This window comes from Blautia massiliensis (ex Liu et al. 2021), from assembly GCF_052064225.1.
GTDB classification, from domain to species: Bacteria; Bacillota; Clostridia; order Lachnospirales; family Lachnospiraceae; genus Blautia_A; species Blautia_A fusiformis.
Genome location: NZ_JBQHWA010000015.1, coordinates 24291 through 50619, shown reverse-complemented (window position 1 = coordinate 50619; position 26329 = coordinate 24291). Strand labels below are relative to the sequence as shown.

General features: G+C 45.8%; 22 protein-coding genes and 1 other annotated feature. Of the genes, 19 read left to right on the top strand and 3 right to left on the bottom strand.

Annotated features, from left to right (window positions below; all coding sequences use genetic code 11):
* The first annotated feature begins 7 nt into the window (after positions 1-7).
* Positions 8-1873 carry an ATP-dependent zinc metalloprotease FtsH gene (ftsH, locus tag ACTNDQ_RS07920; protein ID WP_278797249.1) on the top strand — a complete coding sequence of 622 codons (1866 nt, stop codon included), beginning with the start codon at positions 8-10 and terminating at the stop codon, positions 1871-1873.
* 267 nt (positions 1874-2140) lie between these two features.
* Here ftsH and ACTNDQ_RS07915 read toward each other — a convergent pair whose 3' ends face one another.
* Positions 2141-3010 carry a DegV family protein gene (locus tag ACTNDQ_RS07915; RefSeq protein WP_059085909.1) on the bottom strand — a complete coding sequence of 290 codons (870 nt, stop codon included), beginning with the start codon at positions 3008-3010 and terminating at the stop codon, positions 2141-2143.
* A 194-nt stretch (positions 3011-3204) separates the two neighbouring features.
* On the opposite strand from ACTNDQ_RS07915, the gene ACTNDQ_RS07910 reads away from it, so the two are divergent.
* From ACTNDQ_RS07910 to ACTNDQ_RS07865, 10 genes are all read left to right on the top strand, one after another.
* Positions 3205-3588 (top strand): anti-sigma factor family protein, encoded by a 384-nt coding sequence (locus tag ACTNDQ_RS07910; protein WP_022427101.1) that lies wholly within the window; start codon positions 3205-3207, stop codon positions 3586-3588.
* Between the two features lie 2 nt (positions 3589-3590).
* Positions 3591-6230 carry a DNA polymerase I gene (gene polA, locus ACTNDQ_RS07905; RefSeq protein WP_279198869.1) on the top strand — a complete coding sequence of 880 codons (2640 nt, stop codon included), beginning with the start codon at positions 3591-3593 and terminating at the stop codon, positions 6228-6230.
* On the top strand, positions 6231-6830 hold the full coding sequence (gene coaE, locus ACTNDQ_RS07900; protein WP_015525251.1) for a dephospho-CoA kinase: 600 nt from the start codon (positions 6231-6233) through the stop codon (positions 6828-6830).
* Complete coding sequence (locus ACTNDQ_RS07895) at positions 6817-7614, top strand: MBL fold metallo-hydrolase (protein ID WP_441064349.1); 798 nt, start codon at positions 6817-6819, stop codon at positions 7612-7614. The genes coaE and ACTNDQ_RS07895 overlap by 14 nt, the downstream gene beginning before the upstream one ends.
* A gap of 13 nt (positions 7615-7627) precedes the next feature.
* Complete coding sequence (locus ACTNDQ_RS07890) at positions 7628-7900, top strand: ACT domain-containing protein (RefSeq protein ID WP_015525249.1); 273 nt, start codon at positions 7628-7630, stop codon at positions 7898-7900.
* Between the two features lie 70 nt (positions 7901-7970).
* Complete coding sequence (locus tag ACTNDQ_RS07885; protein WP_279198871.1) at positions 7971-9335, top strand: PFL family protein; 1365 nt, start codon at positions 7971-7973, stop codon at positions 9333-9335.
* A gap of 58 nt (positions 9336-9393) precedes the next feature.
* Positions 9394-9644: a binding site (T-box leader), on the top strand.
* A 132-nt stretch (positions 9645-9776) separates the two neighbouring features.
* Positions 9777-10805 (top strand): ABC transporter substrate-binding protein, encoded by a 1029-nt coding sequence (locus ACTNDQ_RS07880; protein ID WP_021652537.1) that lies wholly within the window; start codon positions 9777-9779, stop codon positions 10803-10805.
* 72 nt (positions 10806-10877) lie between these two features.
* Positions 10878-11789 carry an ABC transporter permease subunit gene (locus ACTNDQ_RS07875; RefSeq protein ID WP_279198879.1) on the top strand — a complete coding sequence of 304 codons (912 nt, stop codon included), beginning with the start codon at positions 10878-10880 and terminating at the stop codon, positions 11787-11789.
* A gap of 3 nt (positions 11790-11792) precedes the next feature.
* Positions 11793-12581, top strand: a complete 789-nt coding sequence (locus tag ACTNDQ_RS07870; protein ID WP_279198873.1) for an ABC transporter ATP-binding protein — start codon at positions 11793-11795, stop codon at positions 12579-12581.
* A gap of 232 nt (positions 12582-12813) precedes the next feature.
* The gene (locus tag ACTNDQ_RS07865) at positions 12814-13974 is read left to right on the top strand and encodes a pyridoxal phosphate-dependent aminotransferase (protein WP_441064348.1); all 1161 of its coding nucleotides are present in this window, start codon (positions 12814-12816) and stop codon (positions 13972-13974) included.
* A gap of 75 nt (positions 13975-14049) precedes the next feature.
* Here the strand turns inward: ACTNDQ_RS07865 and ACTNDQ_RS07860 are convergent, their stop codons facing one another.
* Positions 14050-15324, bottom strand: a complete 1275-nt coding sequence (locus tag ACTNDQ_RS07860; protein ID WP_278796544.1) for a tRNA(Met) cytidine acetate ligase — start codon at positions 15322-15324, stop codon at positions 14050-14052.
* 400 nt (positions 15325-15724) lie between these two features.
* Here ACTNDQ_RS07860 and pta point away from each other — a divergent pair, with 400 nt between their 5' ends.
* The 7 genes from pta to ACTNDQ_RS07825 all read left to right on the top strand — a co-directional run bounded on the left by pta (position 15725) and on the right by ACTNDQ_RS07825 (position 23228).
* A complete protein-coding gene (pta, locus tag ACTNDQ_RS07855; protein ID WP_015525244.1) occupies positions 15725-16732 on the top strand; it encodes a phosphate acetyltransferase in 1008 nt (335 codons plus the stop codon).
* 27 nt (positions 16733-16759) lie between these two features.
* On the top strand, positions 16760-17950 hold the full coding sequence (locus ACTNDQ_RS07850) for an acetate/propionate family kinase (RefSeq protein WP_118369303.1): 1191 nt from the start codon (positions 16760-16762) through the stop codon (positions 17948-17950).
* 251 nt (positions 17951-18201) lie between these two features.
* A complete protein-coding gene (locus tag ACTNDQ_RS07845) occupies positions 18202-18729 on the top strand; it encodes a YceD family protein (RefSeq protein WP_015525242.1) in 528 nt (175 codons plus the stop codon).
* A 3-nt stretch (positions 18730-18732) separates the two neighbouring features.
* A complete protein-coding gene (gene rpmF, locus ACTNDQ_RS07840) occupies positions 18733-18915 on the top strand; it encodes a 50S ribosomal protein L32 (protein WP_015525241.1) in 183 nt (60 codons plus the stop codon).
* A gap of 96 nt (positions 18916-19011) precedes the next feature.
* Positions 19012-20379, top strand: coding sequence for an MATE family efflux transporter (locus tag ACTNDQ_RS07835; RefSeq protein ID WP_288787945.1), 1368 nt, complete (start codon positions 19012-19014; stop codon positions 20377-20379).
* A gap of 280 nt (positions 20380-20659) precedes the next feature.
* Entirely contained in the window at positions 20660-21319 is a 660-nt protein-coding gene (locus ACTNDQ_RS07830; RefSeq protein WP_278796545.1) for a hypothetical protein, read from the top strand.
* Positions 21320-21359: 40 nt separating this feature from the next.
* Positions 21360-23228 carry a GHKL domain-containing protein gene (locus ACTNDQ_RS07825; RefSeq protein WP_441064347.1) on the top strand — a complete coding sequence of 623 codons (1869 nt, stop codon included), beginning with the start codon at positions 21360-21362 and terminating at the stop codon, positions 23226-23228.
* On the opposite strand, the gene ACTNDQ_RS07820 is transcribed toward ACTNDQ_RS07825, so the two are convergent.
* Positions 23167-23895 carry a LytR/AlgR family response regulator transcription factor gene (locus ACTNDQ_RS07820; protein WP_114002550.1) on the bottom strand — a complete coding sequence of 243 codons (729 nt, stop codon included), beginning with the start codon at positions 23893-23895 and terminating at the stop codon, positions 23167-23169. The two genes, ACTNDQ_RS07825 and ACTNDQ_RS07820, sit on opposite strands and share 62 nt — an antisense overlap.
* Positions 23896-24351: 456 nt before the next feature.
* Here ACTNDQ_RS07820 and ACTNDQ_RS07815 point away from each other — a divergent pair, with 456 nt between their 5' ends.
* Entirely contained in the window at positions 24352-26187 is a 1836-nt protein-coding gene (locus tag ACTNDQ_RS07815) for an ABC-F family ATP-binding cassette domain-containing protein (RefSeq protein ID WP_022427037.1), read from the top strand.
* Positions 26188-26329: the final 142 nt, after the last annotated feature.

Genomic DNA, 26329 nt, shown 5'->3' with positions numbered 1-26329 from the left:
AGACTGCATGAATCTGAATTCCAAAAAACCAGAGAAGCGGCCGCTGTATGTATATTATCTCATTGCGGTCGTAATTATAGTTCTGCTAAATGTTTTTGCTCTTCCTGCTCTTTCTGAGAGAAGTGTAAAAGAGACCGATTACACCACTTTCCTGAAAGCCGTAGACAGAGGAAAAGTATATGAAGCAACTATTAATTCTGATTATATCTATTATACGATGAAGGTAGATGGAAATGATGTCTATTGTAAGACGGTATCTGTAGAGGATCAGGATCTTGTATCCCATCTTTACGATGCGGGCGTAAGTATAGAGGGTACTGCACCGCAGAGACAGTCCCTGCTTTTATCTCTGATCCTGGGATATGTATTCCCAATCGCAATCTTTATTCTCCTGGGACGCTGGCTCAGCAAGAAGATGATGAGTTCCATGGGAAACGGAGGACCGGGAGGCATGATGTCCTTTGGCAAAAGTAATGCCAAGGTTTATGTGAAATCCTCTACGGGAATCAAATTTTCAGATGTTGCCGGTGAGGATGAAGCCAAGGAGCTTTTGACGGAAATTGTAGATTTCCTTCATAATCCGGAGAAATACAGAGAGATCGGTGCCTCCATGCCGAAGGGTGCCCTTCTTGTAGGCCCTCCCGGAACCGGTAAAACTCTTCTTGCCAAGGCAGTTGCCGGTGAGGCGGAGGTTCCGTTTTTCTCAATTTCCGGTTCGGAATTTGTGGAGATGTTTGTGGGTATGGGTGCTGCCAAGGTCCGTGATCTTTTTAAACAGGCCAATGAGAAGGCACCATGTATCGTATTTATTGATGAGATCGATACCATCGGCAAGAAACGTGACGGCTCCGGAATGGGCGGCGGAAACGATGAGCGTGAGCAGACACTGAACCAGCTTTTGACAGAGATGGACGGTTTTGACGGTTCCAAGGGTGTTGTGATCCTGGCAGCTACCAACCGACCGGATTCCCTTGACCCTGCACTTCTTCGTCCGGGACGTTTTGACAGAAGGATCCCGGTTGAGCTTCCGGATCTTCAGGGGCGTGAGGAAATCCTGAAGGTTCATGCCAAGAAGATCAAAATTGCGGATACAGTCCGGTTTGATGAAATTGCCAAGGCGGCAGTCGGTGCCTCCGGTGCGGAGCTTGCCAATATTGTCAACGAGGCAGCTCTCCGTGCAGTCCGCGACGGACGGAAATTTGCCACACAGGCGGATTTTGAAGAAAGCATCGAAGTTGTTATTGCCGGATATCAGAAAAAGAACCGTGTACTTTCCAATAAGGAAAAGCTGATCGTTTCCTATCATGAGGTTGGTCATGCACTGGTTGCTGCCAAGCAGACAGATTCTGCACCGGTCCATAAGATCACGATCATTCCACGTACCTCCGGTGCACTGGGATATACCATGCAGGTAGATGAGCAGGAACATTTCCTGATGACTAAGGAAGAACTGGAGAATAAGATCGCTACATTTACAGGCGGCCGTGCAGCGGAAGAGCTGATCTTCCATTCCATTACTACCGGTGCCTCCAATGATATTGAGCAGGCGACCAAGATTGCCAGAGCGATGATCAGCAGGTATGGTATGAGTGATGATTTTGACATGGTTGCCATGGAAAATGTAAGCAATCAGTATCTTGGCGGAGATGCAAGTCTAACCTGTTCCTTTGAGACGCAGACGCTTTTGGATAAGAAGGTTGTGGAGCTTGTAAGACGGGAGCATGAAAAGGCTACGAAGATCCTGACAGATAATATCGGAAAGCTCCATGAGATTGCCAAGTATCTGTATGAGCATGAGACGATCACCGGTGAGGAGTTTATGAAGATCTTGAATGAAGCGCCGGTGGAGATTGAGAATACACAGGAAAATTAAATATGTTGGCGGGAGGGACGCCGAAGGGAATACTTCTGTATGGGCTTCGGCTTCCGTTGGGCGTTAGTTCTAAGGCCCTGAAAATCTGCTAAAACCATTAAAAAAAGTTCGGAACTCGCGGCTTGTTGCCGCTCAGACAGCCGAACTTTTTTTAATAACGCAGATTTCCAGAATCTAAGGACTAGCAGCCCTCCTCCAGAGACAGAGCCATACAGAAGTATTCCCTCCGGCTGTGCTCTGGCCATGTGGATTGCTTCTGACTAGTCTTTACCATATTTCCGGGTGTACCTTGGAACAGGTGAGTGCCAGACTTCCGGGGCCGATGTGGCAGGAAACGCTCAGGGAGAGAGGGAAGATGTTGACTTCACCGATATTCGGGAAGGTGGTGAGGACTTCTTTTCGGAATTCTTCGGCTGCTTCCAGGTTGTGGGAGTGGATGACATCCAGGTTGATCTTTTCTCCAAAGCGGTCTGCAATGTCATCTTTGATGGCTTTAGTCATAGTGTTTTTTGCCTGGGTCATGGTGCGGGCCTTGGAGAAGGCGTCCAGCTTTTCGCCCTGGATCTGCAGAACCGGTTTCAGACGGAGCATGGTTCCGATGGCTGCAGCTGCAGGAGTGATGCGGCCGCCCTGTTTCAGGTACTTCAGAGTAGCTACAGTGATATAGATGCTGGAGTCGAAGCGGGTTTCTTCCAGCCAGGTTCCGATCTCATCGGCAGAGAGACCGTTTTTAGCCTGCTGGATAGCCTCGATGGCAGAGTAACGTAAGGTCCCGGAGATCCTCTGGTTGTTTACGACACGTACACGGCCATCATAGTCTTCTGCAAGCATGCGGGCAGTCTGCATGGAACTGGAGAGACCGCTGGACATGGGGATATGTACGATCTCGTCGTAGTCTTTGAGCAGCTTGTCCCAGAGGGTAGTGACGGATTCCGGTGTAGGCTGAGATGTGGAAACTCTGCAGCCTGGATTTTGTTCAAGATGCTGAAAGAACTCTGATTGGTTCATGTCAATGTCTTCCAGATATTCCTTATCATCTATAAAAAACGGCATTGGAAGCATGTAGATGCCAAGGTCTTTTACTTGAGCGGGAGACATGCCGCAGTTACTGTCTGTAACGATTGCTATAGATTTCATAATGGTGATCCTCCTTGCCTGGATTTTCATATTTGGTCAGTTTTTCTGTTTTCTGACCGGGACATCTCAAGTATACCACAGGAAACCGCCCTTGTCATTCAACGTTTAATTCGCTATAATGATATAACATTCTGGGAAATATTTCCCCAGTCTGGGGTAAATTGTGAAGCGGGATCTCAGAAGAGGCTTATCATATGGGAGAATCCGCTGCTTTGAAAGAGAGGGAAAATATGAACTGTCGTATTGCAGAGGGAATGGTTAATAAATATATCGATCATACGTTGCCGTTGAATGATCTGGAGGATTTTCTGGAGCATATTGAGAAGTGTTCCTCCTGCTACGATGAGCTTGCCACATATTTCATTGTACATAAGGCCATGCAGCAGCTGGATGAGAAACAGGAAGATACTGTTCTGGATTTTAAGGAGCTTCTGGAAGAGGATATCCGAAAATCCAGAAGGTATATCCGAAAAAAGAAATTTCACAGAGCGATCGCTGCAGTGGCAGTCTGCGTTCTGATCGCGGCACTGGTGGTCTTTCTTGTTTTTGTGATCCTGGAACTGAAGGAGGGAATTTGATTTTGAGTGAAAAAATATTACTGATCGATGGTCACAGCATCCTGAACCGTGCGTTTTATGGTCTGCCGGATCTTACCAATGCAGAAGGACGTCATACAGGAGCGGTATATGGATTTCTGAATATTATGTTCAGGATCATGGAGGAAGAGAAGCCGGAGTATCTTACCGTTGCATTTGATCTGAGTGCACCTACGTTCCGGCATAAGAGATATGAAGCCTATAAAGGCACCCGAAAAACCATGCCGGAGGAGCTTCGGGAACAGGTTCCGCTGATCAAGGAGATGCTTTCTGCCATGGGAATCAACATCATGTCCCTGGAAGGCTATGAAGCAGATGATCTTCTTGGTACGGTCGCCAGAAGAAGTGAAGCAAAGGGTATGGATGTTACCATTCTTTCCGGAGACCGTGATCTTCTTCAGCTTGCCACAGATAAGGTGCTGATCCGGCTTCCGAAGACTGTCCGGGGAAAGACAACCATTGAAAACTACCATACAGCGGAAGTTCTTGAGAAATATCAGGTAACGCCGCCGCAGATCATAGAACTGAAAGCACTGATGGGCGACAGCTCCGATAATATTCCGGGAATCCCGGGTGTTGGAGAGAAAACCGCGACCAAGATGATCGTGCAGTTCGGTTCCATTGAGAATGCTCATGAGCATCTGGAAGAGGTAAAGCCTAATAAGGCGAAAGAATCTCTCCGCGAGCATTATGATCTGGCACAGCTTTCCAAAGAGCTTGCAACCATCAACACAGATAGTCCGCTGGAATTTTCCTACGAAAAAGCGAAAGTGGAAAATCCCTATACTCCGGAGGCATATGAATTGTGTAAACGCCTGGAATTTAAGAACATGCTGAACCGTTTTGATCCGGCTACGACAGCAGATTCCTCCATGGAACTGGAATTTTTTACCTGTAATGATCTTTCCGGTGTGGAGGCACTGTTTGAAAAAGCAGCGCAGAAAGATCAGGTGGGTATTTCTGTTCTTGCAGATCCGAATCAGGTGTATACCGTGGGACTGGTCCTGGATGAAAAAGAAATCTATCAGATCCCGGTAGGAGGACTTCTCACAGGGGATTACCTTTGCGGAAAACTGAAAACTCTGGCGGACAGTACAGTGCTCTGTGCTATGGATATTAAATCAGTTCTCAAACATGTTTCCCTTGATGATCCGAAGAAGGTTTTTGATGCGGGGGTTGCTGCATATCTTCTGAACCCGCTGAAATCTTCCTATTCCCATGATGATATCGCCAGAGAATATCTGGATGGTATGATGCTCCCCTCAAAGGAAGACCTTCTTGGAAAGACTTCTCTGAAAAAGGCCTGGGAAGAGGAAAAGGAATGCCTTGGAAATTATGCCTGCTATCAGGCGTTTGTGCCCTGCATGGCCCGAAAGGTTCTTCTTGAAAAACTGGATGAAACAGGCATGCGTAAGGTTTATGATGAGATCGAGCTTCCTCTTGTCTTTACCCTGGACTTCATGGAAAAATGGGGGATTTCCGTTAAGGGTGAAGAGCTTAAGAGCTATGGTGAAAAACTTAAAGTCCGTATCCAGGAGCTGGAAAAAACCATCTGGCAGGAAGCAGGGGAGGAGTTTAATATCAATTCCCCGAAACAGCTGGGTGTGATCCTTTTTGAAAAGCTGGGACTTCCAGGTGGAAAGAAGACCAGGACCGGCTATTCCACAGCGGCGGATATCCTGGATAAGCTGGCGCCGGATCATGCTATCGTAAAAGATATCCTGGAGTACCGCCAGCTGACCAAGCTGAAATCCACTTATGCAGATGGTCTCGGAAATGTGATCGGAAAAGATGGAAGGATCCACTCTACTTTTAATCAGACGATCACAGCAACCGGTCGTATCAGCAGTACAGATCCGAATCTTCAAAACATACCGGTCCGCATGGAGCTGGGCAGGCTGATCCGTAAGGTTTTTGTGCCGGAGGAGGGATTTGTATTTCTGGATGCTGATTATTCCCAGATCGAGCTTCGTGTGCTGGCACATATGTCCGGTGATGAAAAACTGATCCAGGCTTATCGTGAGGCGGAGGATATCCACCGGCTCACCGCATCCCAGGTGTTTCATGTGCCGCTGGATGAAGTGACATCTCTTCAGCGAAGAAATGCCAAGGCGGTAAATTTCGGAATCGTTTATGGGATCAGTTCCTTTGGACTGAGCCAGGATCTAAGTATTACCAGAAAAGAGGCAGCTGCCTATATTGAGAAATATTTCGAGACCTATCCGAAGATCAAGGGCTTTCTGGACGGTCTGGTAAAGGATGGCAAGGAACACGGTTATGTGACAACTATGTTCGGCAGACGAAGGCCCGTGCCGGAGCTGAGATCCAGTAATTTCATGCAGCGCTCCTTCGGAGAACGTGTAGCCATGAACTCTCCGATCCAGGGTACTGCAGCAGATATCATCAAAATAGCCATGAATCATGTTTATGAACGAATGAAAAAAGAGGGACTGCGTTCAAGGCTGGTGCTGCAGGTTCACGATGAGCTTCTGATCGAGACAAAGAAAGAAGAGATCGAGGAAGTTTCCCGTATTCTGGAAGAAGAGATGAAGGGAGCTGCAGACCTTGCAGTGGAACTTGACGTAGATATGCACCAGGGTGACAGCTGGTATGAGGCGAAATAAATGAGAGTGATCGGAGTAACCGGCGGAGTAGGGGCCGGAAAAAGTACAGTACTTGGAATCCTGGAAGAAGATTTCCAGGCATATGTGATCCAGGCAGACCAGCTTGGTCACATTCTGATGGAACCGGGGGAAGAATGTTACGATGCGGTGATCGCATTGTTTGGAAAAGAAATCATAAAAAAAGATAAAACTATTGACCGGAGACGGATTTCTGATGTAGTATTCACAGATAAGGATATGCTTTTGAAATTAAACGGGATCATCCATCCGGCTGTAAAGCAGAGAATCCTGGATCTTCTTGGAGAACAGAAGGAAGCCGGAAGAGAGATCTGTGTTGTGGAAGCTGCTCTTTTTCTGGAAGAGAATTATCAGGAATTCTGTGATGAAGTCTGGTATGTGTATACAGAGGAGGAAATCCGGATCCGTCGTCTGATGGAAAGCCGTGGCTATTCCAGAGAGAAATCTCTTGGCATTATCCGAAACCAGGTATCTGACCAGGTTTTCAGAGAACATACGGATTATGTGATCGAGAATAATGGAGATCTGAAGGGTACCCGGAGACAGATCAGAGAAGGGATAGAGAGAAATGAGACTTTGTAGTATTGCCAGCGGAAGCAGCGGCAACTGTATTTATGTGGGCTCTGAGGAGGCACATGTTCTGGTAGATGTGGGGATCAGCGGGAAGAGTATCGAAAAAGGCCTGAATTCGCTGGATCTTACCGGAAAAGATGTGGACGGTATCCTGATCACACATGAACATTCCGACCATATCAAGGGACTGGGAGTGATCTCCAGAAAATACGGAATTCCCATCTATACCACAGGTGGAACAGCAGATGCCATGCTTCGTATGAAATCCCTTGGAAAAATGCCGGAGGGACTGATCCACGAGATCCGGGAGGATGAGCCTTTTGGGATCAAGGACCTGACGGTAAATCCTTTTACCATTCCCCATGATGCTGCACAGCCGGTGGGTTACCGCATGGAATGTGGAGAGCATTCTGTGGGCATCGCCACGGACCTTGGAAAATATAATGATTACATTGTAAAAAATCTGGAGAATCTGGATGCGGTGCTTTTGGAAGCAAATCATGACATCCGCATGCTTCAGGTTGGAAAATACCCTTATTATCTCAAACAGAGGATTCTGGGAGACCGTGGGCATCTCTCCAATGAGAATGCAGGACGTCTGCTCTGTCGGATCCTCCATGATAATTTGAAGGCGGTTTTTCTTGGCCATTTAAGCAGAGAAAACAACTATGAAGAACTTGCCTACGAGACTGTGTGCTCGGAGGTGACACTTGGTGACAACCCGTACCGTTCCAGGGATTTTAAGATCCAGGTAGCGAAGAGGGATCACATATCAGAAATAATCACAGTGTAGAAAGGAAAAAACGATGAAGAAGACAATTATCACAGTAGTAGGAAATGACACAGTAGGAATTATTGCAAAGGTTTGTACATATCTTGCAGAGAATCAGGTTAATATTCTGGATATTTCTCAGACCATCGTTCAGGGTTACTTCAACATGATGATGATCGCAGACACAGCAAAATGTGAAAAGGATGGCGGTGAACTTGCAAAAGAGCTTGAAAATCTGGGCAAGGAGATCGGTGTTGTGATCCACTGCCAGCATGAAGATATTTTTAACATGATGCATCGAGTATGATCAAGCAGCGAATGCGGATTGCCAATGCATATGATATCTACTTTACATCAATCATCAGGGAGAAAATAAAATGATCAATATTTTTGAGGTAAACGAGACAAATAAAATGATCGAGCAGGAGAATCTGGATGTGCGTACCATCACCATGGGAATCAGCCTTCTGGACTGTATCGATCCTGACCTGGATGCACTGAATCAGAAAATATACGAAAAGATCACCACAAAGGCCAGAAATCTGGTAGCTACCGGTGATAAGATCGCAACCGAGTACGGTATCCCGGTTGTAAATAAACGAATTTCCGTAACACCCATTGCTCTGGTTGGCGGGGCTGTATGTAAGAAACCGGAGGATTTTGTGACCATTGCAAGAACGCTGGATAAATGTGCCAAGGAAGTTGGCGTTAACTTTATCGGCGGATATTCTGCACTGGTAAGCAAAGGAATGACTCCGGCAGAGGAGCTTCTTATCCGCTCCATTCCTCAGGCAATGGCAGAAACAGAGCGCGTCTGCAGTTCTGTAAACGTTGGTTCCACCAAGACCGGTATCAACATGGATGCCGTAAAGCTGATGGGCGAGATCATCCTCGCAACAGCAGAGGCTACTAAGGACCAGGATTCTCTTGGATGTGCCAAGCTGGTAGTATTCTGTAACGCACCGGATGATAACCCGTTTATGGCAGGCGCGTTCCACGGTGTCACAGAGGCGGACTGCATCATCAACGTAGGTGTCAGTGGCCCTGGCGTTGTAAAGAAAGCTCTGGAGCAGGTTCGTGGCGAGGACTTCGGAACTCTCTGCGAGATGATCAAACGTACCGCATTCAAAGTTACACGAGTTGGACAGCTGGTTGCACGTGAGGCATCCAAGCGTCTTGACGTGCCGTTTGGTATTGTGGATCTTTCTCTTGCACCGACACCGGCTATCGGTGATTCCGTAGCTGAGATCCTGGAAGAGATCGGCCTTGAGAGAGCCGGTGCACCTGGAACAACTGCAGCGCTTGCACTTCTCAACGACCAGGTGAAGAAAGGCGGCGTTATGGCAGCAGCTGCTGTGGGCGGATTAAGTGGTGCCTTTATTCCTGTCAGCGAGGATCAGGGAATGATCGATGCGGTAAACGAGGGAGCTCTTACTCTGGAGAAGCTGGAAGCCATGACCTGTGTATGCTCTGTTGGTCTGGACATGATCGCAGTTCCGGGAGATACCAAGGCGACTACACTGGCAGGTATCATTGCAGATGAGTCTGCTATCGGTATGGTAAATCAGAAGACAACTGCAGTACGTCTCATCCCGGTTATCGGTAAGGGTGTGGGCGAAACGGTTGAGTTCGGAGGTCTTCTTGGCTATGCTCCGATCATGCCTGTAAATTCCTTCTCCTGTGATGCATTTGTACAGAGAGGTGGAAGGATCCCGGCACCGATCCACAGCTTTAAGAATTAATTTTATTTTTGGGCTTGACAGACTCACGTTGATGTGCTAAAGTAAATACAACTTAAAAAACAAACCAGTGAGAAAGAGAAGTAAACATTTCAGGAAGCTTCACAGAGAGCGGTGATGGTGGAAATCCGCAGGGGACCAGATGTTGAATGGACTTTCGAGGGCGGCCCGAACTATTTATCTGTACAGTAGGCGCCGACGGGAACCGAACCCGTTACCAATGAGGAGTGTATGTTAGTACACCGGAAAGTGGACGATTCGTCAATTTGAGTGGTACCGCGATAATAAAGAACTTTTATTACCGTCTCAAGCATGATATAAGCTTGGGACGGTTTTTGTGTTACAGGAAAAGCGATTCTGTCGCATGAAAGTTGTTCCGGAAAAGCAGACCGCAAGGTGTACAAAAGGTAATCATAAGCGGAAATAAGAAGGGAGAACAAAACCATGAAAAAAAGAATGTTAGTGATTGCAGCAGCAGTAGCAGCAACAACTATGATGATGACAAGCCCGGTTATGGCGGAGGATTTTAAAGTGGGCATCTGCAATTATGTAGATGATGCTTCCCTGAACCAGATCGTAGACAACATCCAGTCCCGTCTGGAGGAGCTTGGCAAAGAAAAGGGTGTCACATTTGATGTGTCTTATGATAACTGTAATGCAGATGCCAGTGTTATGGAACAGATCATTTCAGATTTTCAGGCGGATAAGGTTGACCTGATGGTTGGTGTGGCTACACCGGTGGCAATGCGTATGCAGTCCGCTACAGAGGGAAGCGATACACCGGTTGTTTTCTCCGCAGTATCTGATCCGGTTGGCTCCGGTCTTGTAGATTCTCTGGATGCTCCTGGTGCAAATATCACAGGAACCAGCGATTACCTGGATACTTCTTCTATCATGAAGCTGATCCAGGCACAGAATCCGGATGTAAAGAAGATCGGTCTTCTCTATGATGTCGGACAGGATTCCTCCACAACAGCGATCCAGGAAGCAAAAGATTATCTGGATAAAGAGGGAATCGAATATGTAGAGCGTACCGGAACCACTACCGATGAAGTCCAGCTCGCAGCAGATGCACTGATCGCTGACGGTGTGGATGCCGTATTTACACCTACGGACAACACCATCATGACAGCAGAACTTTCTATTTATGAAAAATTCATCGACGCAGGAATCCCGCACTACACAGGTGCCGACTCCTTTGCATTAAATGGTGCTTTTGTAGGATATGGTGTTGATTATGCAAATCTGGGACAGAAAACAGCCGATATGATCGCTGACATCCTGATAGATAATGCGGATCCGTCTAAGACAGCTGTTGAAACCTTTGACAATGGTACTGCAACAGTTAATACAGAAACCTGCAAGGCACTTGGACTTGATTTCGATACCGTAAAGAAGGCATTTGAGCCTCTCTGCACACAGGTAAATGAGATCACAACTGCAGAAAGCTTTGATGAAGTAGAATCAAAATAAATTAACCGCTCACTTTTGTGAGCAGTTATGAAATAAATCCAATTGGAGGAAATCACTGTGACGATTGCAACTATGCTCTCCCTCGGGGAGACTGCCCTGAAGCTTGGACTGATCTGTTCTCTGACAGTTCTTGCTTTGTTCCTTAGTTATTCCATGCTGAATGTCTGCGACCTTTCTACAGATGGCTGCTTTACCTTCGGGGCCGCTGTAGGAGCCGTAGTTGCTGTAAGCGGACATCCGTTTCTGTCCATTGCGGCAGCCATGGCAGCAGGTGTTACATCAGGATTTGTAACGGCTATCCTGCAGACGAAGCTGGGAGTAGACAGCCTGCTTGCAGGTATCATTGTAAATACGGCGTTATATTCCGTAAATATCGCAGTTATGGGAGGCTCATCCCTGATCAATATGAATCGGACGACCACAGTATTTACCATGATGAAGGATGCGCTTGCAGGTACACCGTTAAAAGGCAGGGAAGATATCCTCATTGCAGCCATCGCAGTGATCCTCGTGATCGTATTTCTGGTATTCTTTCTGAAAACAAGACTTGGCCTTGCGATCCGGGCAACCGGAAATAATTCTGATATGGTAAAATCTTCCTCCATCAATCCGGTCTTTACAACGATGATCGGCCTTTGCGTGGCAAATGCATTTACCGCACTTTCCGGATGTCTTCTGTCTCAGTCACAGAAATCCGTAGATATCAACATCGGTCAGGGTATGGTCACCATCGCACTGGCATCCTTGCTGATCGGAGATACCCTTCTCGGACATGGAGGAATTTTTGTGAGAGCGGTGGGAATGGTGCTTGGTTCCTTTATTTTCCGTCTTGTATATACCATTGCACTTCGTTTCAACATGCCGGCATTTATGCTGAAGCTGGTATCTTCTGTGATCGTTGTTCTTGCAATTTCCGGTCCATATCTTAAGAAACAGTGGCCGCAGATCCGAAGAAGAATGACTCATACAAAAGGAGGAAGATGATCCATGCTGAAAATCAGCCATATTTCAAAAGCATTTAATCCGGGAACCGTAAACGAAAAAAAGGCGATCACAGATCTTTCCCTGGAACTGAAAAAAGGCGACTTTGCTACGATCATCGGTTCCAATGGTGCAGGAAAATCAACACTTTTTAATGCAATCTGCGGTGATTTTCTTACAGATGCCGGTTCGATCGAGCTGGATGGCAGGGATATCACATTTATGCCGCAGCATGCACGCGCAAAAGAGATCGGACGTCTTTATCAGGATCCGATGCGTGGTACTGCACCGGGAATGACGATCGAAGAGAATCTTGCACTTGCAGCCGGCAAGGGTGGGTGGCTTTCCCGCACGACCCGGCAGGAAAAAGAGCGTTTTCGTGAGGAATTAAAGAAGCTGGACATTGGGCTGGAAGAGCGGATGAGCCATCCGGTAGGTCTTCTTTCCGGTGGACAGAGACAGGCGCTGACGCTTTTGATGGCAACCATGAATCCGCCGAAATTACTTCTTCTGGATGAGCATACTGCAGCCCTTGATCCGGGAACTGCTGAGAAAGTCCTTAATCTCACCAGACGGATCGTGGAAGAAAATCAGCTGACCTGTCTGATGATCACACACAATATGCAGTCAGCAATTGATCTTGGTAACCGTATCCTGATGATGGACTCCGGCAATATCGTGCTGGATATCGGAGGGGAAGAGAAGAAGGATATGACCGTGGATGGCCTTCTTGAGAAATTTAAAACGGGAGTGGGCAAGGCTTTGGATAATGACCGTATTCTTTTGTCTGAATAAACGGAATAAATAATGAAGAACCGTTACCGATCATGTGTAAAGTGGAAAATGAATAGCTGCTTTACACAGGTGATGGTTCTTTTTTTTATGAAAATTCTTGAGTATGTCACGTTACCGTGATAAAATATATAAAATCGTTTTGCGATTTCGTTTATGAATATGCAGCAGAGCGGAATGCGAGTGCCTATAGGCACCGACGATAATAATTTATTATGGAAGAGGGACGAATGACATGCAGTTTTCAAAAAGACTGGACCGATTTGGAGATGAAATTTTTGCTGCTCTGAACAACCGACGTATGGAGCTGGAAGCACAGGGCATGAAGATCTATAACATGAGTGTGGGAACTCCGGATTTCAAGACTCCGGAATATATCAAGAAAGCTGTAGCGGAAGCAGCTATGGATGATAACAACTGGAAATACAGTCTCCGCGATCTGCCGGAGCTTCTGGACGTAGTCTGTACTTATTATAAGAAACGTTTTGATGTGGAACTGACACCGGACATGGTAATGACTGTTTATGGAAGTCAGGAAGGAATGGGGCATCTTGGCATGGCGCTTTGTGATGAGGGAGATACAGTACTTCTTCCGGATCCGTGCTATCCCGTATTTGCAGCAGGAAGTCTGATGGCAGGAGCAGTTCCTTACTATTATCCGCTGGTTGCAGAGCATGATTTTCTTCCCTATGTAAAGGGAATTCCGGAAGAAATAGCGAATAAGGCTAAATATATGGTAGTATCCCTGCCGTCCAACCCGGTAGGAAGCATTGCCACTCCGGGACTTTACGAAGAAATCGTGGAATTTGCGAAAAAATATGATATTCTGATCATTCATGATAATGCGTACAGCGATATTATTTTTGACGGGGCATTTGGAGGAAGTTTTTTGGCCACTCCGGGAGCGAAAGATATTGGAGTGGAATTTTTCAGTCTTTCCAAATCCTTCAATGTTACGGGCGCAAGACTTAGCTTTCTGGTAGGCCGACCGGATGTGATCGCAGCGCTCCGCAAATTGAGAAGCCAGATCGACTTCGGCATGTTCCTGCCGCTTCAGAAAGCAGCTATTGCAGCACTTCAGGGACCGCTGGACAGCGTAAAAGAACAGTGTCAGAAGTACCAGGAGAGAAGAGATGCTCTCTGCCAGGGACTTCGTGATATCGGATGGGAACTTCCAAATGGAAAAGGCACCATGTTTGTCTGGGCGAAGATCCCGGGTGGCCGCACCGACAGCATGGCATTCTGTATGGAACTGATGGAAAAGGCCGGCGTCATCGTGACTCCGGGAGCAAGCTTTGGTCCCCACGGAGAGGGCTACGTACGTTTCGCCCTGGTACTTCCGCCGGAGAAGATCCGGGAAGCAGTGGAAGCGATCCGAAAAAGCGGATTAAACTGAATAACTGAAAGTTGTTCAAAATCCGATCTCAAGCCATGAAAAGATTACTTATCAGCGTTTAAGCCGCTGTGGATCTTAAATGATCCGCAGCGGCTTTTTCATCTCGTGGATGAAAGGCTGACCTGTTTTGTGGCAGAGAAGCATTTCGTAAAGATTGGAAGCCGCACAGGTTTCATTAAAAAGTCGAAGCGCAGTTTCATCGAGGATCGCAGATGCATCGGCGGCTTTGGTGATCAGCGGGATCGATGAGTTTTTCTTGATCTGGCTGAGAAGCGGAGTGCTGTTTTTTTGAAAGCCAAGTACCCGGGCATAGGGAATGTGTCCGGGTGCTTTTGTTTTTTGGTCAAGAAAGATCCGGACAAGGCTGCGGCAGATAGCAGAACGGGTAATATCCCGTGTTTTCAAAAGATCCGCAAACTGGGAAAAACCTTCATATTGATTTCGGGATTTTAGGATACGCCGGATCAGTGCATCCGAAAGCTCCGGATACATTTTTAAAGTTTCTTCGGATTCCAGAAGCAGTTTGTAATGCAGAGGAAGATCCAGTGCTGAGTCAGAAAGCCATGCTCCTTTTTTGAGAGAATCCAGGAATCCGGGAAGGGAAGCAGAAGGGATCAACCGGGAAAGATCAGCAGACTGCACAGTTCCTTGGGATTTTTTCATAAGGCTCCGGATGCCGGAAGCAGAGGGAAATTCTTCGTCGGAAAGAAGAGAAAAATCCGTATCATGATAACCACTTCCCTTTCTTAAAAGTGCATGAGGAAGGATACGGCTGTTAAGACGGAGAAGCGCTTTGCAGTATTCGATTCCCAGGATGTTATTGGGAGAAGAAAGAATGAGTTCAATATGTTCTGATGAAACGCCGAATGTGTTATGCACGGAAGTGGCTTTTTCTCGCATGTAACGGATCAAAGCACTGCTTCTTGCAGCAGGAAAACTCATTCCGGTACGAAGATTCTGCTGAAGGAGTTTGCGGTATTCAAACGGTTCCTTTACAAGAATCTGTGCAATATTCATAAGAGTCTCTGTATCTCCGCATTCACTTCCGAAACATAGCTCATCTACAACACCAAGCCCGTCAAGAAGGCTTACGCCACCTGCGGCAAATCCTTCCGCACTGGCCGTTGCTGTCCGTACCGGCATTTCCAGGATCAGATCGGCGCCTCCGAGAAGAGCCATCTCAGCCCGGAGATGTTTTTCCATAAGGGCAGGAGCCCCTCTTTGGACAAAATCCCCGCTCATGGCGATCACAATATAATCAGCACCAAGGATCTCCCGGGCATAGCGGATCTGGTATTCGTGACCTTTGTGAAATGGGTTATATTCTGCAATGATTCCAACAACTTTCATATAAAAAAGTACCTGCCGTTTCTGAAAATTATAATGGTGCTATTTTAACATAAGCAATGTAAAAAGTTAAGCGGCATTCGAAATCTGTTTTTGCTGCCATAAACCCGAATGCTGCTGTCCGCTCTGGGTCCGGCAACACCCTTTGTGAGATACAGAAATTACGCAAATTTATGATCATGCGCCGAAATCCTCGGGCCATCTGTGATCTTTATCCACAAAAAACACATCGCAGAACATTGTCGATAAACAGTAACAATTGCACTTCAAAAAATACGCAGTATAGCCATTTTCTGACAATGAAACGCTTGAAAAGAAAAGGGTAAGGGGGTATAATAAACATAGTGTAGTGCCCGAACAGACACTAGCGTTTTTGTTACATCAAGAAAGGAGCCATTTAATCATGGGATTTGTTGAACTGCTTAAAAAAAGAGCAAAAGAAAGCGTAAAAACAATTGTACTGCCAGAGACAGAGGATATGAGAACTCTTGAGGCAACTGACAAGATTCTGAAAGAGGGAGTTGCAAAGATCATCCTCATCGGTAATGAGGAAGAGATCAACAAGAAAGCTGCAGAGGGCGGCTTTGATATTTCCGGTGCACAGATCGTAGATCCGGAGAAATCTGACAGAACTCAGGCATATATTGATAAATTTGTAGAGCTGAGAGCAAAGAAGGGAATGACACCTGAGAAAGCGAAAGAGATCCTTCATACTCAGTACCCATACTATGGCGTAATGATGGTTAAGATGGGGGATGCAGACGGTATGGTATCCGGTGCATGCCATTCTACAGCAGATACACTTCGTCCATGCCTTCAGATCCTGAAGACAAAACCGGGAACCAAGCTTGTATCCGCATTCTTCCTGATCGTTGTTCCTGATTGCGAGTATGGTGCAAACGGTGCATTCGTATTTGCTGATTCCGGTCTGAACCAGAACCCGACTCCGGATGAGCTTTCTGCGATCGCAGCATCTTCTGCTGAGTCCTTCAAGCTCCTTGTTCAGGAGGAGCCGATCGTAGCTATGCTTTCCCACTCCACTAAGGGAAGTGCAAAGCATCCTGACGTAGATAAAGTCGTAGAAGCTACAAGAATTGCCAAAGAGGAGCATCCGGAGCTTAAACTTGACGGAGAGTTCCAGCTTGATGCAGCTATTGTTCCAAGCGTAGGCGCATCCAAAGCACCGGGAAGCGAAGTAGCAGGTAAAGCTAATGTACTGGTATTCCCTGACCTTGATGCAGGTAACATCGGATACAAGCTTGCTCAGCGTCTTGGTAAAGCAGAAGCATACGGACCTGTTACACAGGGTATCGCAAAACCTGTAAACGACCTGTCTCGCGGATGCTCTGCAGATGATATCGTAGGTGTTGTAGCGATCACAGCAGTACAGTGCCAGGCAGAGGATAAATAATTATTAAAAGATCAGGAGAGTTAAATCATGAACGTATTAGTTATCAACTGTGGAAGTTCTTCATTAAAATATCAGTTAATCGATTCTGAGACAGAGAATGTACTTGCAAAGGGTCTCTGCGAGAGAATCGGTATCGACGGAAGACTGGTATACCAGAAAGCCGGATGTGACAAAGAGATCACAGAGGCAGCTATGCCAACACATAAAGAAGCAATCCAGATGGTACTGGATGCTCTTACAAACGATAAGACAGGTGCGATCGGAAGCCTTAAAGAGGTTAATGCGATCGGACATCGTGTCGTACACGGAGGCGAGAAATTTGCTTCTTCCGCAGTGATCACAGACGAGATGATCAAAGCAGTAGAAGAGTGCAATGACCTTGCACCGCTCCACAACCCGGCTAACCTCATTGGTATCCGTGTATGTGCAGAGCTTATGCCAGGCGTACCGCAGGTAGGCGTATTTGATACCGCTTTCCATCAGACAATGCCTGCTAAAGCATATCTCTATGGACTTCCGCTTGACTTCTACAAGAAATATAAAGTAAGAAGATACGGTTTCCACGGAACATCCCACAGCTTCGTATCCAAGAGAGCTGTTGATTTCCTTGGCCTTGACAAAGACAACTCCAAAGTTATCGTCTGCCACCTTGGAAACGGATCTTCCATCAGCGCAGTTGTAAATGGCAAATGTGTAGATACAACAATGGGTCTTACACCACTTGAAGGTGTTGTTATGGGAACTCGTTCCGGTAACATCGATCCGGCTATCATGGAGTTCATTGCTAAGAAAGAGAACCTGGACATTGAGGGCGTTATGAACGTACTCAACAAGAAATCTGGTCTTCTCGGACTTTCCGGCGGACTTTCCAGCGACTTCCGTGACCTCAACGAGGCAGCTGAAGGCGGAAACGAGGATGCAGCTAATGCCATCGACGTTCTCTGCTATGGCATCGCTAAATTCGTAGGCGGATATGTTGCAGCAATGAATGGTGTTGACGCGATCGTCTTCACAGCAGGTATCGGTGAGAATGCGATCCCGGTACGTGAGAAGGTTGTCAGCTATCTCGGATACCTTGGCGTAACACTTGACAAAGATGCTAATGGACATCGTGGCGAGGAAATCGTGATTTCCACACCGGATTCCAAGGTTAAGGTTGCAGTTATCCCGACAAACGAGGAGCTTGCAATCTGCCGTGAGACTGTAGCACTGGTATAATCAGCTGTTTCAGTACCGGTACAGAACCGTTCGGGCATGATCGGTAATCAGGCAGAATTATATATTACTGTGGATCAGCAGTATACATTCGGGGGGCGGACAATTAAAGGTCCACCCCCGTAATTTACCCCGAATTTCTGATTAAGCCAACAGTAACAAAAAATTAAAAAAATGTAATATTTTCCCGAAAATAACGTTGACAAATCACAAGACCATATGTATAATGGATTGAGTGTGGATAGGAGAGACTTATGCAGATTCATTTATTAGACATTTCTTCCTGTGATGGCAAGACGATCCAGGAATCAGTTGCTCCTGAACTGGAGAAGATTGATTTTCAGATGGGAAGTTTTCCGGTACTTGCGAAGGAACCGGTAGAGCTTACGATCACCAATACCGGTGATAAGGTTCTTGAGCTTACTGGAACCGGTAAGATCACAGTGGGTATTCCCTGTGACCGCTGTCTTGAGACAGTAGCCGTCGAGATACCGCTGGAATTTAAGAAGAAGCTCGATATGAAGCTTTCTGATGAAGAGCGTGTCAATGATCTGGATGAAAGCAGCTATCTCACAGGTATGAACCTGGATGTGGACCGGTTGGTCTATCTTGAGGTATTGATATGCTGGCCTTTAAAGGTCTTATGTAAAGAAGACTGTAAAGGTATCTGCAGCCGCTGCGGGAAGAACCTGAACGAAGGTCCCTGCGGATGCAAGGAGGAGCCTAAGGATCCCCGCATGGCAGCTATCAGTGATATATTCAGTAAATTTAAGGAGGTGTAACCTATGTCCATTTGTCCTAAGAACAAATCTTCCAAAGCTAGACGTGACAAGAGAAGAGCGAACTGGAAAATGAGCGCTATGAACCTTGTTAAATGTAGCAAATGTGGAGCACTTATGATGCCACACAGAGTTTGCAAAGCTTGCGGAAGCTACAATAAGAAGGAAATCATCAAAGTTGAGGACTAATTTTAATTAGACAGTCAATATATGATGCGAAAAGAGTCTGGTATGCTGAGATAAGTATACCGGCTTTTTTTATACTCTGGGGGGAAATAAAAAAATATGAAACAGAACAAGAATCAGAAAAATACCGCCGTGAACCAGATCACAGAGGGTGTGATCTGGAAGCAGCTTCTGATATTCTTTTTTCCGATCTTGTTTGGAACTCTGTTCCAGCAGATCTACAATACTGCCGATACAGTTGTAGTAGGCCGCTTTGTGGGAAAAGAAGCATTGGCAGCAGTAGGAGGCTCATCCAGTATGATCGTGAATCTCATCGTAGGTTTTTTTGTAGGTTTATGTTCCGGTGCGTCTGTAGTGATTTCTCAGTTTTACGGAGCGAAAGACCACAAAAACCTTAAAAAAGCACTTCACACATCCATGATCTTCTGCCTGGCTGCCAGTATTATTGTGGGAACAGCAGGTTTTATCCTGGCTGAGCCGATCCTTCACCTGATGAAAACACCGGCAGAAGTAATTCCCGATTCTGTGCTGTACCTGCATATCTATTTTGCGGGAACATTTTTCAATCTGGTCTACAACATGGTATCCAGTATCTTAAGAGCAGTGGGGGATTCCAAAAGACCGCTCTATGTGCTGATCATTACCTGTTTGTTGAATATTTTGCTGGATGTTGTATTTGTAGTGATCTTCCATATGGGAGTCCTCGGTGTTGCACTTGCAACAGTCAGCTGCCAGGCAGTCAGTGCCATCCTTGTAACCTGGTTCCTGATGCGCGCAGAGGATATTTATCGTCTGGAATTTCATGAGATCCGTTTTGATCTCCGGTCTTTGGGGGCAGTTCTCAGGATTGGACTTCCGGCAGGACTGGAATCGGTGATGTATAATATTGCCAATCTCACCATTCAGATTTTTGTCAATGAACTGGGGACTGACACAGTGGCAGCCTGGGGAACTATGGGAAAGATTGATGCGGTGTTCTGGATGGTATGCAATGCTTTTGCCATCTCAATTACCACCTTTGTGGGACAGAATTATGGTGCCGGAAAATACCACCGCATGCGAAAAAGTGTCCGCGTCTGTATGGTGATGTCATACATTTCAGCGTTTATTGTAAGCGGAGCACTTATCCTGTTCGCAAATCCGATCTACCATTTGTTTACAACCGATCAGGTGGTTGTAGACATTGGGGTGCATATGATCCGTTTCCTGATTCCCTCCTATGCCATTTATGTTGTGATCGGAATTCTTTCCGGAGCGCTGCGCGGTGCCGGAAGAGTACTGGTTCCGATGATCCTGACCTGTGGAGGAGTCTGTCTTTTACGTATCATCTGGTTGTTTGCTTTTGTAAGATCTCATCCGGGGATCGAAAGTATCATGCTCAGTTATCCGGTGTCCTGGATAATTACTGCGGTACTGTTTGTCATCTATTATTTTCGGCGATTTCCAGGTATGCAGAAAAAGAAATAACGATATATGAAAAGGTGCTGATTCTGTGCAATAGTAGTGATCAGCACCTTTGTTTTGTTCGAAAGATGTCGATTTATTACGTATAGATTTGATTGCCTGAAAGCTGAAAAAGAGGTATTCTGGATGCAGATAGATGAAACATATGTAATGGGGATGACCAGATATGCATAATCTGCAAAAAACAATACGATATGGTTTTTGGTTGATACTTGAAGTTATTGCACTGTGTGTCGGTATGATTTATAGCGCGAGAACTGTACGGGCTGAACCCGAAGCGCAGATGTCAGATTTTGCATGGATATTCAATATTTCTGGAAAAGAAAAAGTCCTTTTTTCGGCAGCAATGAAAAATATTTTGAATATTGATCCGGAAGGACAGCAGCCGGCCAGAAAGGTAACAGAAGTTGTTACTGAAAAATGGACTGTGATCAGTGGAAAACGTCTGGATCTTATCCTGAAATATATGGGAGATATAAATTTTGAAAAAGAAGGAATCAGTCTTCGTATCCCTGCTTCTGTGGCACAAAGTTGGAAGGTAGCAGAGAATGGTACAATACAGGCACTGGTACAAAAGGTTTCCAATCATTCATATGAAATAAAGATCTATAAAGGCACTCATAAGATCACGGATATTCCGGGGAGCCGGATCATGATACCGGTAAAAGAGATGTTTCCCAACGGAGATCCGGAAACTATGGAAATTACGGATTCCCGAGGAAGAAAACTAAAGACATTCCTGGATAAAAAGCAGGATCTTCTGATCGTTGACACGGACGAGACAGGAATCTTCTGCGTAAGAGGTCGGAAAATAGATGATGATATAGAAGAGAATCCTTTTGCAGTGGCAGTCCTGACGACAGCAACAATGATAACAGTGCTGATCGTAGGAATCCGAAGCAGATCCGGAAAGCGAGGTGACAGTCATAAAGGAGAAAAGTAGGCAATGGACCCTGATCTTTGGACTTACTGTGGTGTTATCTATGACTGCTTTTTTTATGATGTATCTCATAAATAATGAATATACAGCGAAAGGCGAGCAGCCCATTCAGGGAATCCTTTGTCTGGATGATAAAGATGCGGCGGCAAAGCTACATTATCTTGCCAGGGAATGGCAATATTTTCCGGGAAAGCTGCTTACACCTGAGATGCTGAAAAAGGATCCAGGATATTACAGTTGTTATATTTCGATCGGAGAGCGTAATGAAATGGAACTGGGGAATGAAGAGGCTTCTACGTATGGATGTGGGACATACCGGATGTTTCTGATCCTGCCCGAAGAGGAAAAAATCTGGGCTATATCTATGGCGGAGGTTTTTTCCGCATACCGAATCTATATCAATGGAGAACTGGCCGGGGAAGTGGGGGATCCTGACGAAAAAACCTATATGGACCGGGTCATGAACCGTGTTTTTACGTTTCAGGGATCCGGGGTTGTGGAGATTGTCATAGCAGTAGCAGACAAAAGCCATATCAGATCCGGAATCCAGGCTATTCCGGTTTTGGGATCTCCGGTCCGTGTAAGCATACAGAGAGGACTGCGGGTACTCGGAAGCGGCTGTGCCATTGCATTCTGTATCTGTATCATGTTTGGGACTCTTATGGTACATGTCAGAACCAGAACAAAAGAATTTGCTATTTTTAATCTGGTCTGTCTCTGTGTGGCAGGATATTCGTTATGCTCCCTGGTACATAATTTTTTTCTTCTTCCCACAAAGCCCTGGTATGCCCTGGAAACTATGATCTATTATCTGATCCTTTCCTGCATGATCCGGCTTGAGGATTGTATTATAGGAAAAAAAAGGGGCATATATCTGTTTCTTTTGATCGATCTCTGGATCGTAGTAGCTTTCTTTCTGGAGATTTTTGCGGATATACTTCCTTCAGCCAGGCTTCTTTATGATGTTGTCTGGATCAGTGAGGCAGTCAAATGGGTGGCAGCGATCTATATGCTGCTCAATACTTTTGGAGAAACAGATTGCAGATATGGAAAGATCGTTTTGGTGGGAACAACGATTTATGCCTGTTCACTTGTGGCAGATCGGATAGGGTATCTTTATGAGCCGATTTTGGGAGGAAGTTTCCCGGAGACAGGTGGGCTGATACTGACAGCTGCGTTTGGCTGTGTTCTGTGGAGAGACCTGTCAGAAGCATATAAGATCCGTCTGACTTATGAGGTATACAGTCATCAGACTGAACTTCGTCTCCTTGCCCAGAAAAATCATTACGACCGATTAAAAGAACAGATGGAAGAAACCAGCCGTGTCCGTCATGATATGCGTCAGCACCTTCGTGTTCTGTCTGTATTACTGGAACGTGAGCAGTATGGAGAAATGCAGAAATACCTTTGCCGGTATACCCGTGAATTTCAGGAACGTTTGCCCTATCATTCTTACTGTAAAAATCAGATTGCCGATGCGATCTTACATTATTATGAAGAACTATGCAGAAAAAACGGGATCGTTTTTCAGTGTCAGGTAGAGGCACCGGAAAAAACAGGGATCCAGGATACAGATTTTTGTCGTCTCTTTGGAAATCTTCTGGAAAATGCCATAGAAGCGGCACAGCTTTGTCCGAAAGGCAGTTCCAGATTTGTCCGTGTACAGATCCGTACCAGAAGTAATAAACTTCTTATAAAAGAAGAGAACAGCTGCACAGATCCCTTACGCAGAAATAAAACAGGATTTTTTTCAGGTAAGCATTCCGGACAGGGGATCGGAACTGCGTCGATCATGGAAATTGCGGCACGTTATGGAGGGTTTGCGGACTTTCAGTCTGAAAATGGCATTTTTAAAGCTGAGATATTTCTTCATCTGACGCAAAGAGATACTGAAGATAGGCTTTACGGATAGCAGAAGAGCCACGTTTCCGGATCTGGACGACCTCTCCGTTGTCCAGAAGGAAGCCTTCTTCAGAAGCTTCCTGTATACGGTCCATATTAACGACACAGCCACGATAACAGGAGAGAAAATTAGGACAGTCCCGGATCTGCTCCTCAAATTTGTGAAAGGTAAGATAAGAACGGACCGGACCGGCGTCGGTATGAAGGCACACTGCATTTCGGAATGTATCTGCATATAAAATACTGCGCAGAGGGACCCGGATGGGAACCCGGTCAGAAACGACTTCAATGTAACGGGATGCCAGTAAATGTCTGGATTGAAAGGAATCCAGAATGGAACAGAGTTTTTCTGGCTGAAATGGTTTCAGAAGATAATAGGAGGCTCCTACATCATAGCTTTCCACAGCGAAATCACTGCTGGTAGTGACAAAAACAAGGATGCAGTTATCGGACTGTCTTCGGATCCTGCGCGCAGCTTCCATACCTGTCATTCCGTCCATATAAATATCAAGGAACAGGATCTGAAATTTTCCGGGCTGATAATCTTCAAAAAATTCTTCTGCGCTGAAAAAATGACAGATTTCTGCCCGGATCTGTTTTTTCTCAAAATAGGAAACAGCGATATTCTTCAGGGCTTCTGCATCCGTTGAGATGTCATCAATAATTGCAATATTCAAAATAATATAACCTCCGGTTTATAAAAGAGTAGTAAAAATAGTATATCATAACTTTTGTGTATATCCAATATCGGATTTTTGCCTGAAATGACGTATTGTGTAGAAAATTATCAGGAATGAACGTGCTTTTAGCAGATATTTAACACAAAAAATGTCATATTTCATGGAAACTGTCATTTTGTCACAGGTCTGTTGTCATTTCCTGATAATTTTTTTACAATAGCGTCAGAAGATACGAAAGGCGGTGGATATACGAAAAATAAGGGCAGCAGCTGGCGACACCAGAAACTGTTGACCAAGATCCAGATAAAAAATAATCCCCCAAGAGGGCTGTACTTCCAGATTTGAGGTACAGCCCTTTCCCCTGTCATAACAGTGATTCTTGACGGAATCGTGGAAATTCGCTATCATGGAAATGATTTTTATATACTTTGGAAGAAAACGGAGAAAATGCGCATGAACATTCTTAATATAGAACATATCCACAAAATTTTTGGAGATAAGGTGATATTTGATGATATCTCCTGCGGCATCGATCAGGGAGAAAAAATAGGTATCATCGGTGTAAACGGAACCGGTAAAACTACTTTGCTCCGCGTGATCGCTGGAGAGGAAGAACCGGACGAAGGGCAGGTGATCACCCAGAACGGGATCCGGATCAGCTGGCTTCCCCAGACTCCGGAATTTCCGCAGCATATGACCATTCTGGACTATGTGGCAGAAGGCAAATGGCAGAAGGACTGGAGTACCGAAAGTGAGGCCAGACGCATGCTGAATACACTTGGTATTACCGATCAGAATATCAATATGGATAATCTTTCCGGTGGTGAAAAGAAAAGAGTGGCGCTGGCAAGGATGCTTTTAAATCCGGCTGACATTCTGATCCTGGATGAGCCTACCAACCATCTAGACGGAGAAATGGTCATATGGCTTGAAGATTTTCTCCGGAATTTTCGTGGGACGGTGATCATGGTCACTCATGACCGTTATTTCCTGGATCGTGTGGCAAACCGGATCCTGGAGATCAGCCACGGAAAATTATATTCCTATGCAGGAGATTATTCCAGATTTCTGGAGCTGAAGGCGCAGAGAGAAGAAATGGAGCTTGCCAGTGACCGGAAGCGCCGCAGTGTACTTCGGATGGAACTGGAATGGGCAGCAAGAGGCTGTCGTGCCAGAAGTACAAAACAGAGAGCAAGGCTTGACCGTTTGGAAGCACTGAAGGCGGGAAAAACCCCGCTGAAAGAGCAGAATGTGGAAATGGATTCCATTGAGACCCGTATGGGAAAGAAAACCATAGAGTTTCATCATGTAAGTAAAACCATCGAAGGTCGTCTTTTGATCAATGATTTTGATCATATTGTTCTCCGTGATCAGCGTCTCGGGATCATCGGACCAAATGGCTGCGGTAAGTCCACACTTCTTAAAATGGCAGATGGACTGATCTTGCCGGATTCCGGAGAGATTCAGATCGGAGAAACGATCCGTATCGGGTATCTTGCCCAAAACGTTCCGGATATGGATGGAAGACAGCGGGTGATCGATTATATCCGTGAGGTGGCGGAATATGTTCCGACAAAAGAAGGAAGGATCACAGCTTCCCAGATGCTTGAGAGATTTCTTTTTGATCCGGCCATGCAGTACACTCCGGTGGAGAAGCTTTCCGGAGGTGAGAAGCGAAGACTGTATCTTTTGAAGGTTCTGATGGAGGCGCCAAATGTTCTTCTTCTTGATGAGCCCGGAAATGATCTTGATATTCCCACCATGACCATTCTTGAGGACTATCTGGATTCTTTTTCCGGCATCGTGATCACGGTGTCCCATGACCGCTATTTCCTGGATAATGTGGTGAACCGTATTATGGCATTTGAGGGAGATGGCCGGCTTGTCCAGTATGAGGGCGGTTATACGGATTATCTGGAAGCAAAGGAAAGAAAGGGACAGTCTCTGGAAACACGTTCAGATATGAATGGCGGTACAGTACAGGGAGAAACAGCCGAGCCTGAGAAAAAGAAATCCGCTGCAGATACCTGGAAACAGAACCGGAAACAGAAACTGAAATTTACCTATAAAGAACAGAAAGAATTTGACACTATTGACGATGACATCGCAGCATTGGAAGAACGTCTGGAGCAGATTGACAAAGAGATGGCTGCCAATGCCACAAATGCGGGAAAACTCAGGGAGCTTTCCGACGAGCAGCAGGAAATCCAGCAGAAGCTGGACGAAAAAATGGATCGCTGGGTATATTTAAATGATCTTGCAGAACAGATTGAAAATCAGAAAGAGTAAAAGATATTGACTTCACAGGCAAAACTCTAGTATCATAAATAACGGTACGTTAACCGGATAAACTGCAAAGCAGTTATTCGGTTATGAGTAGGTAGCGAATGCGGATTTCGAATATCCGCTTAACTTTTGGTACTCTGCAATG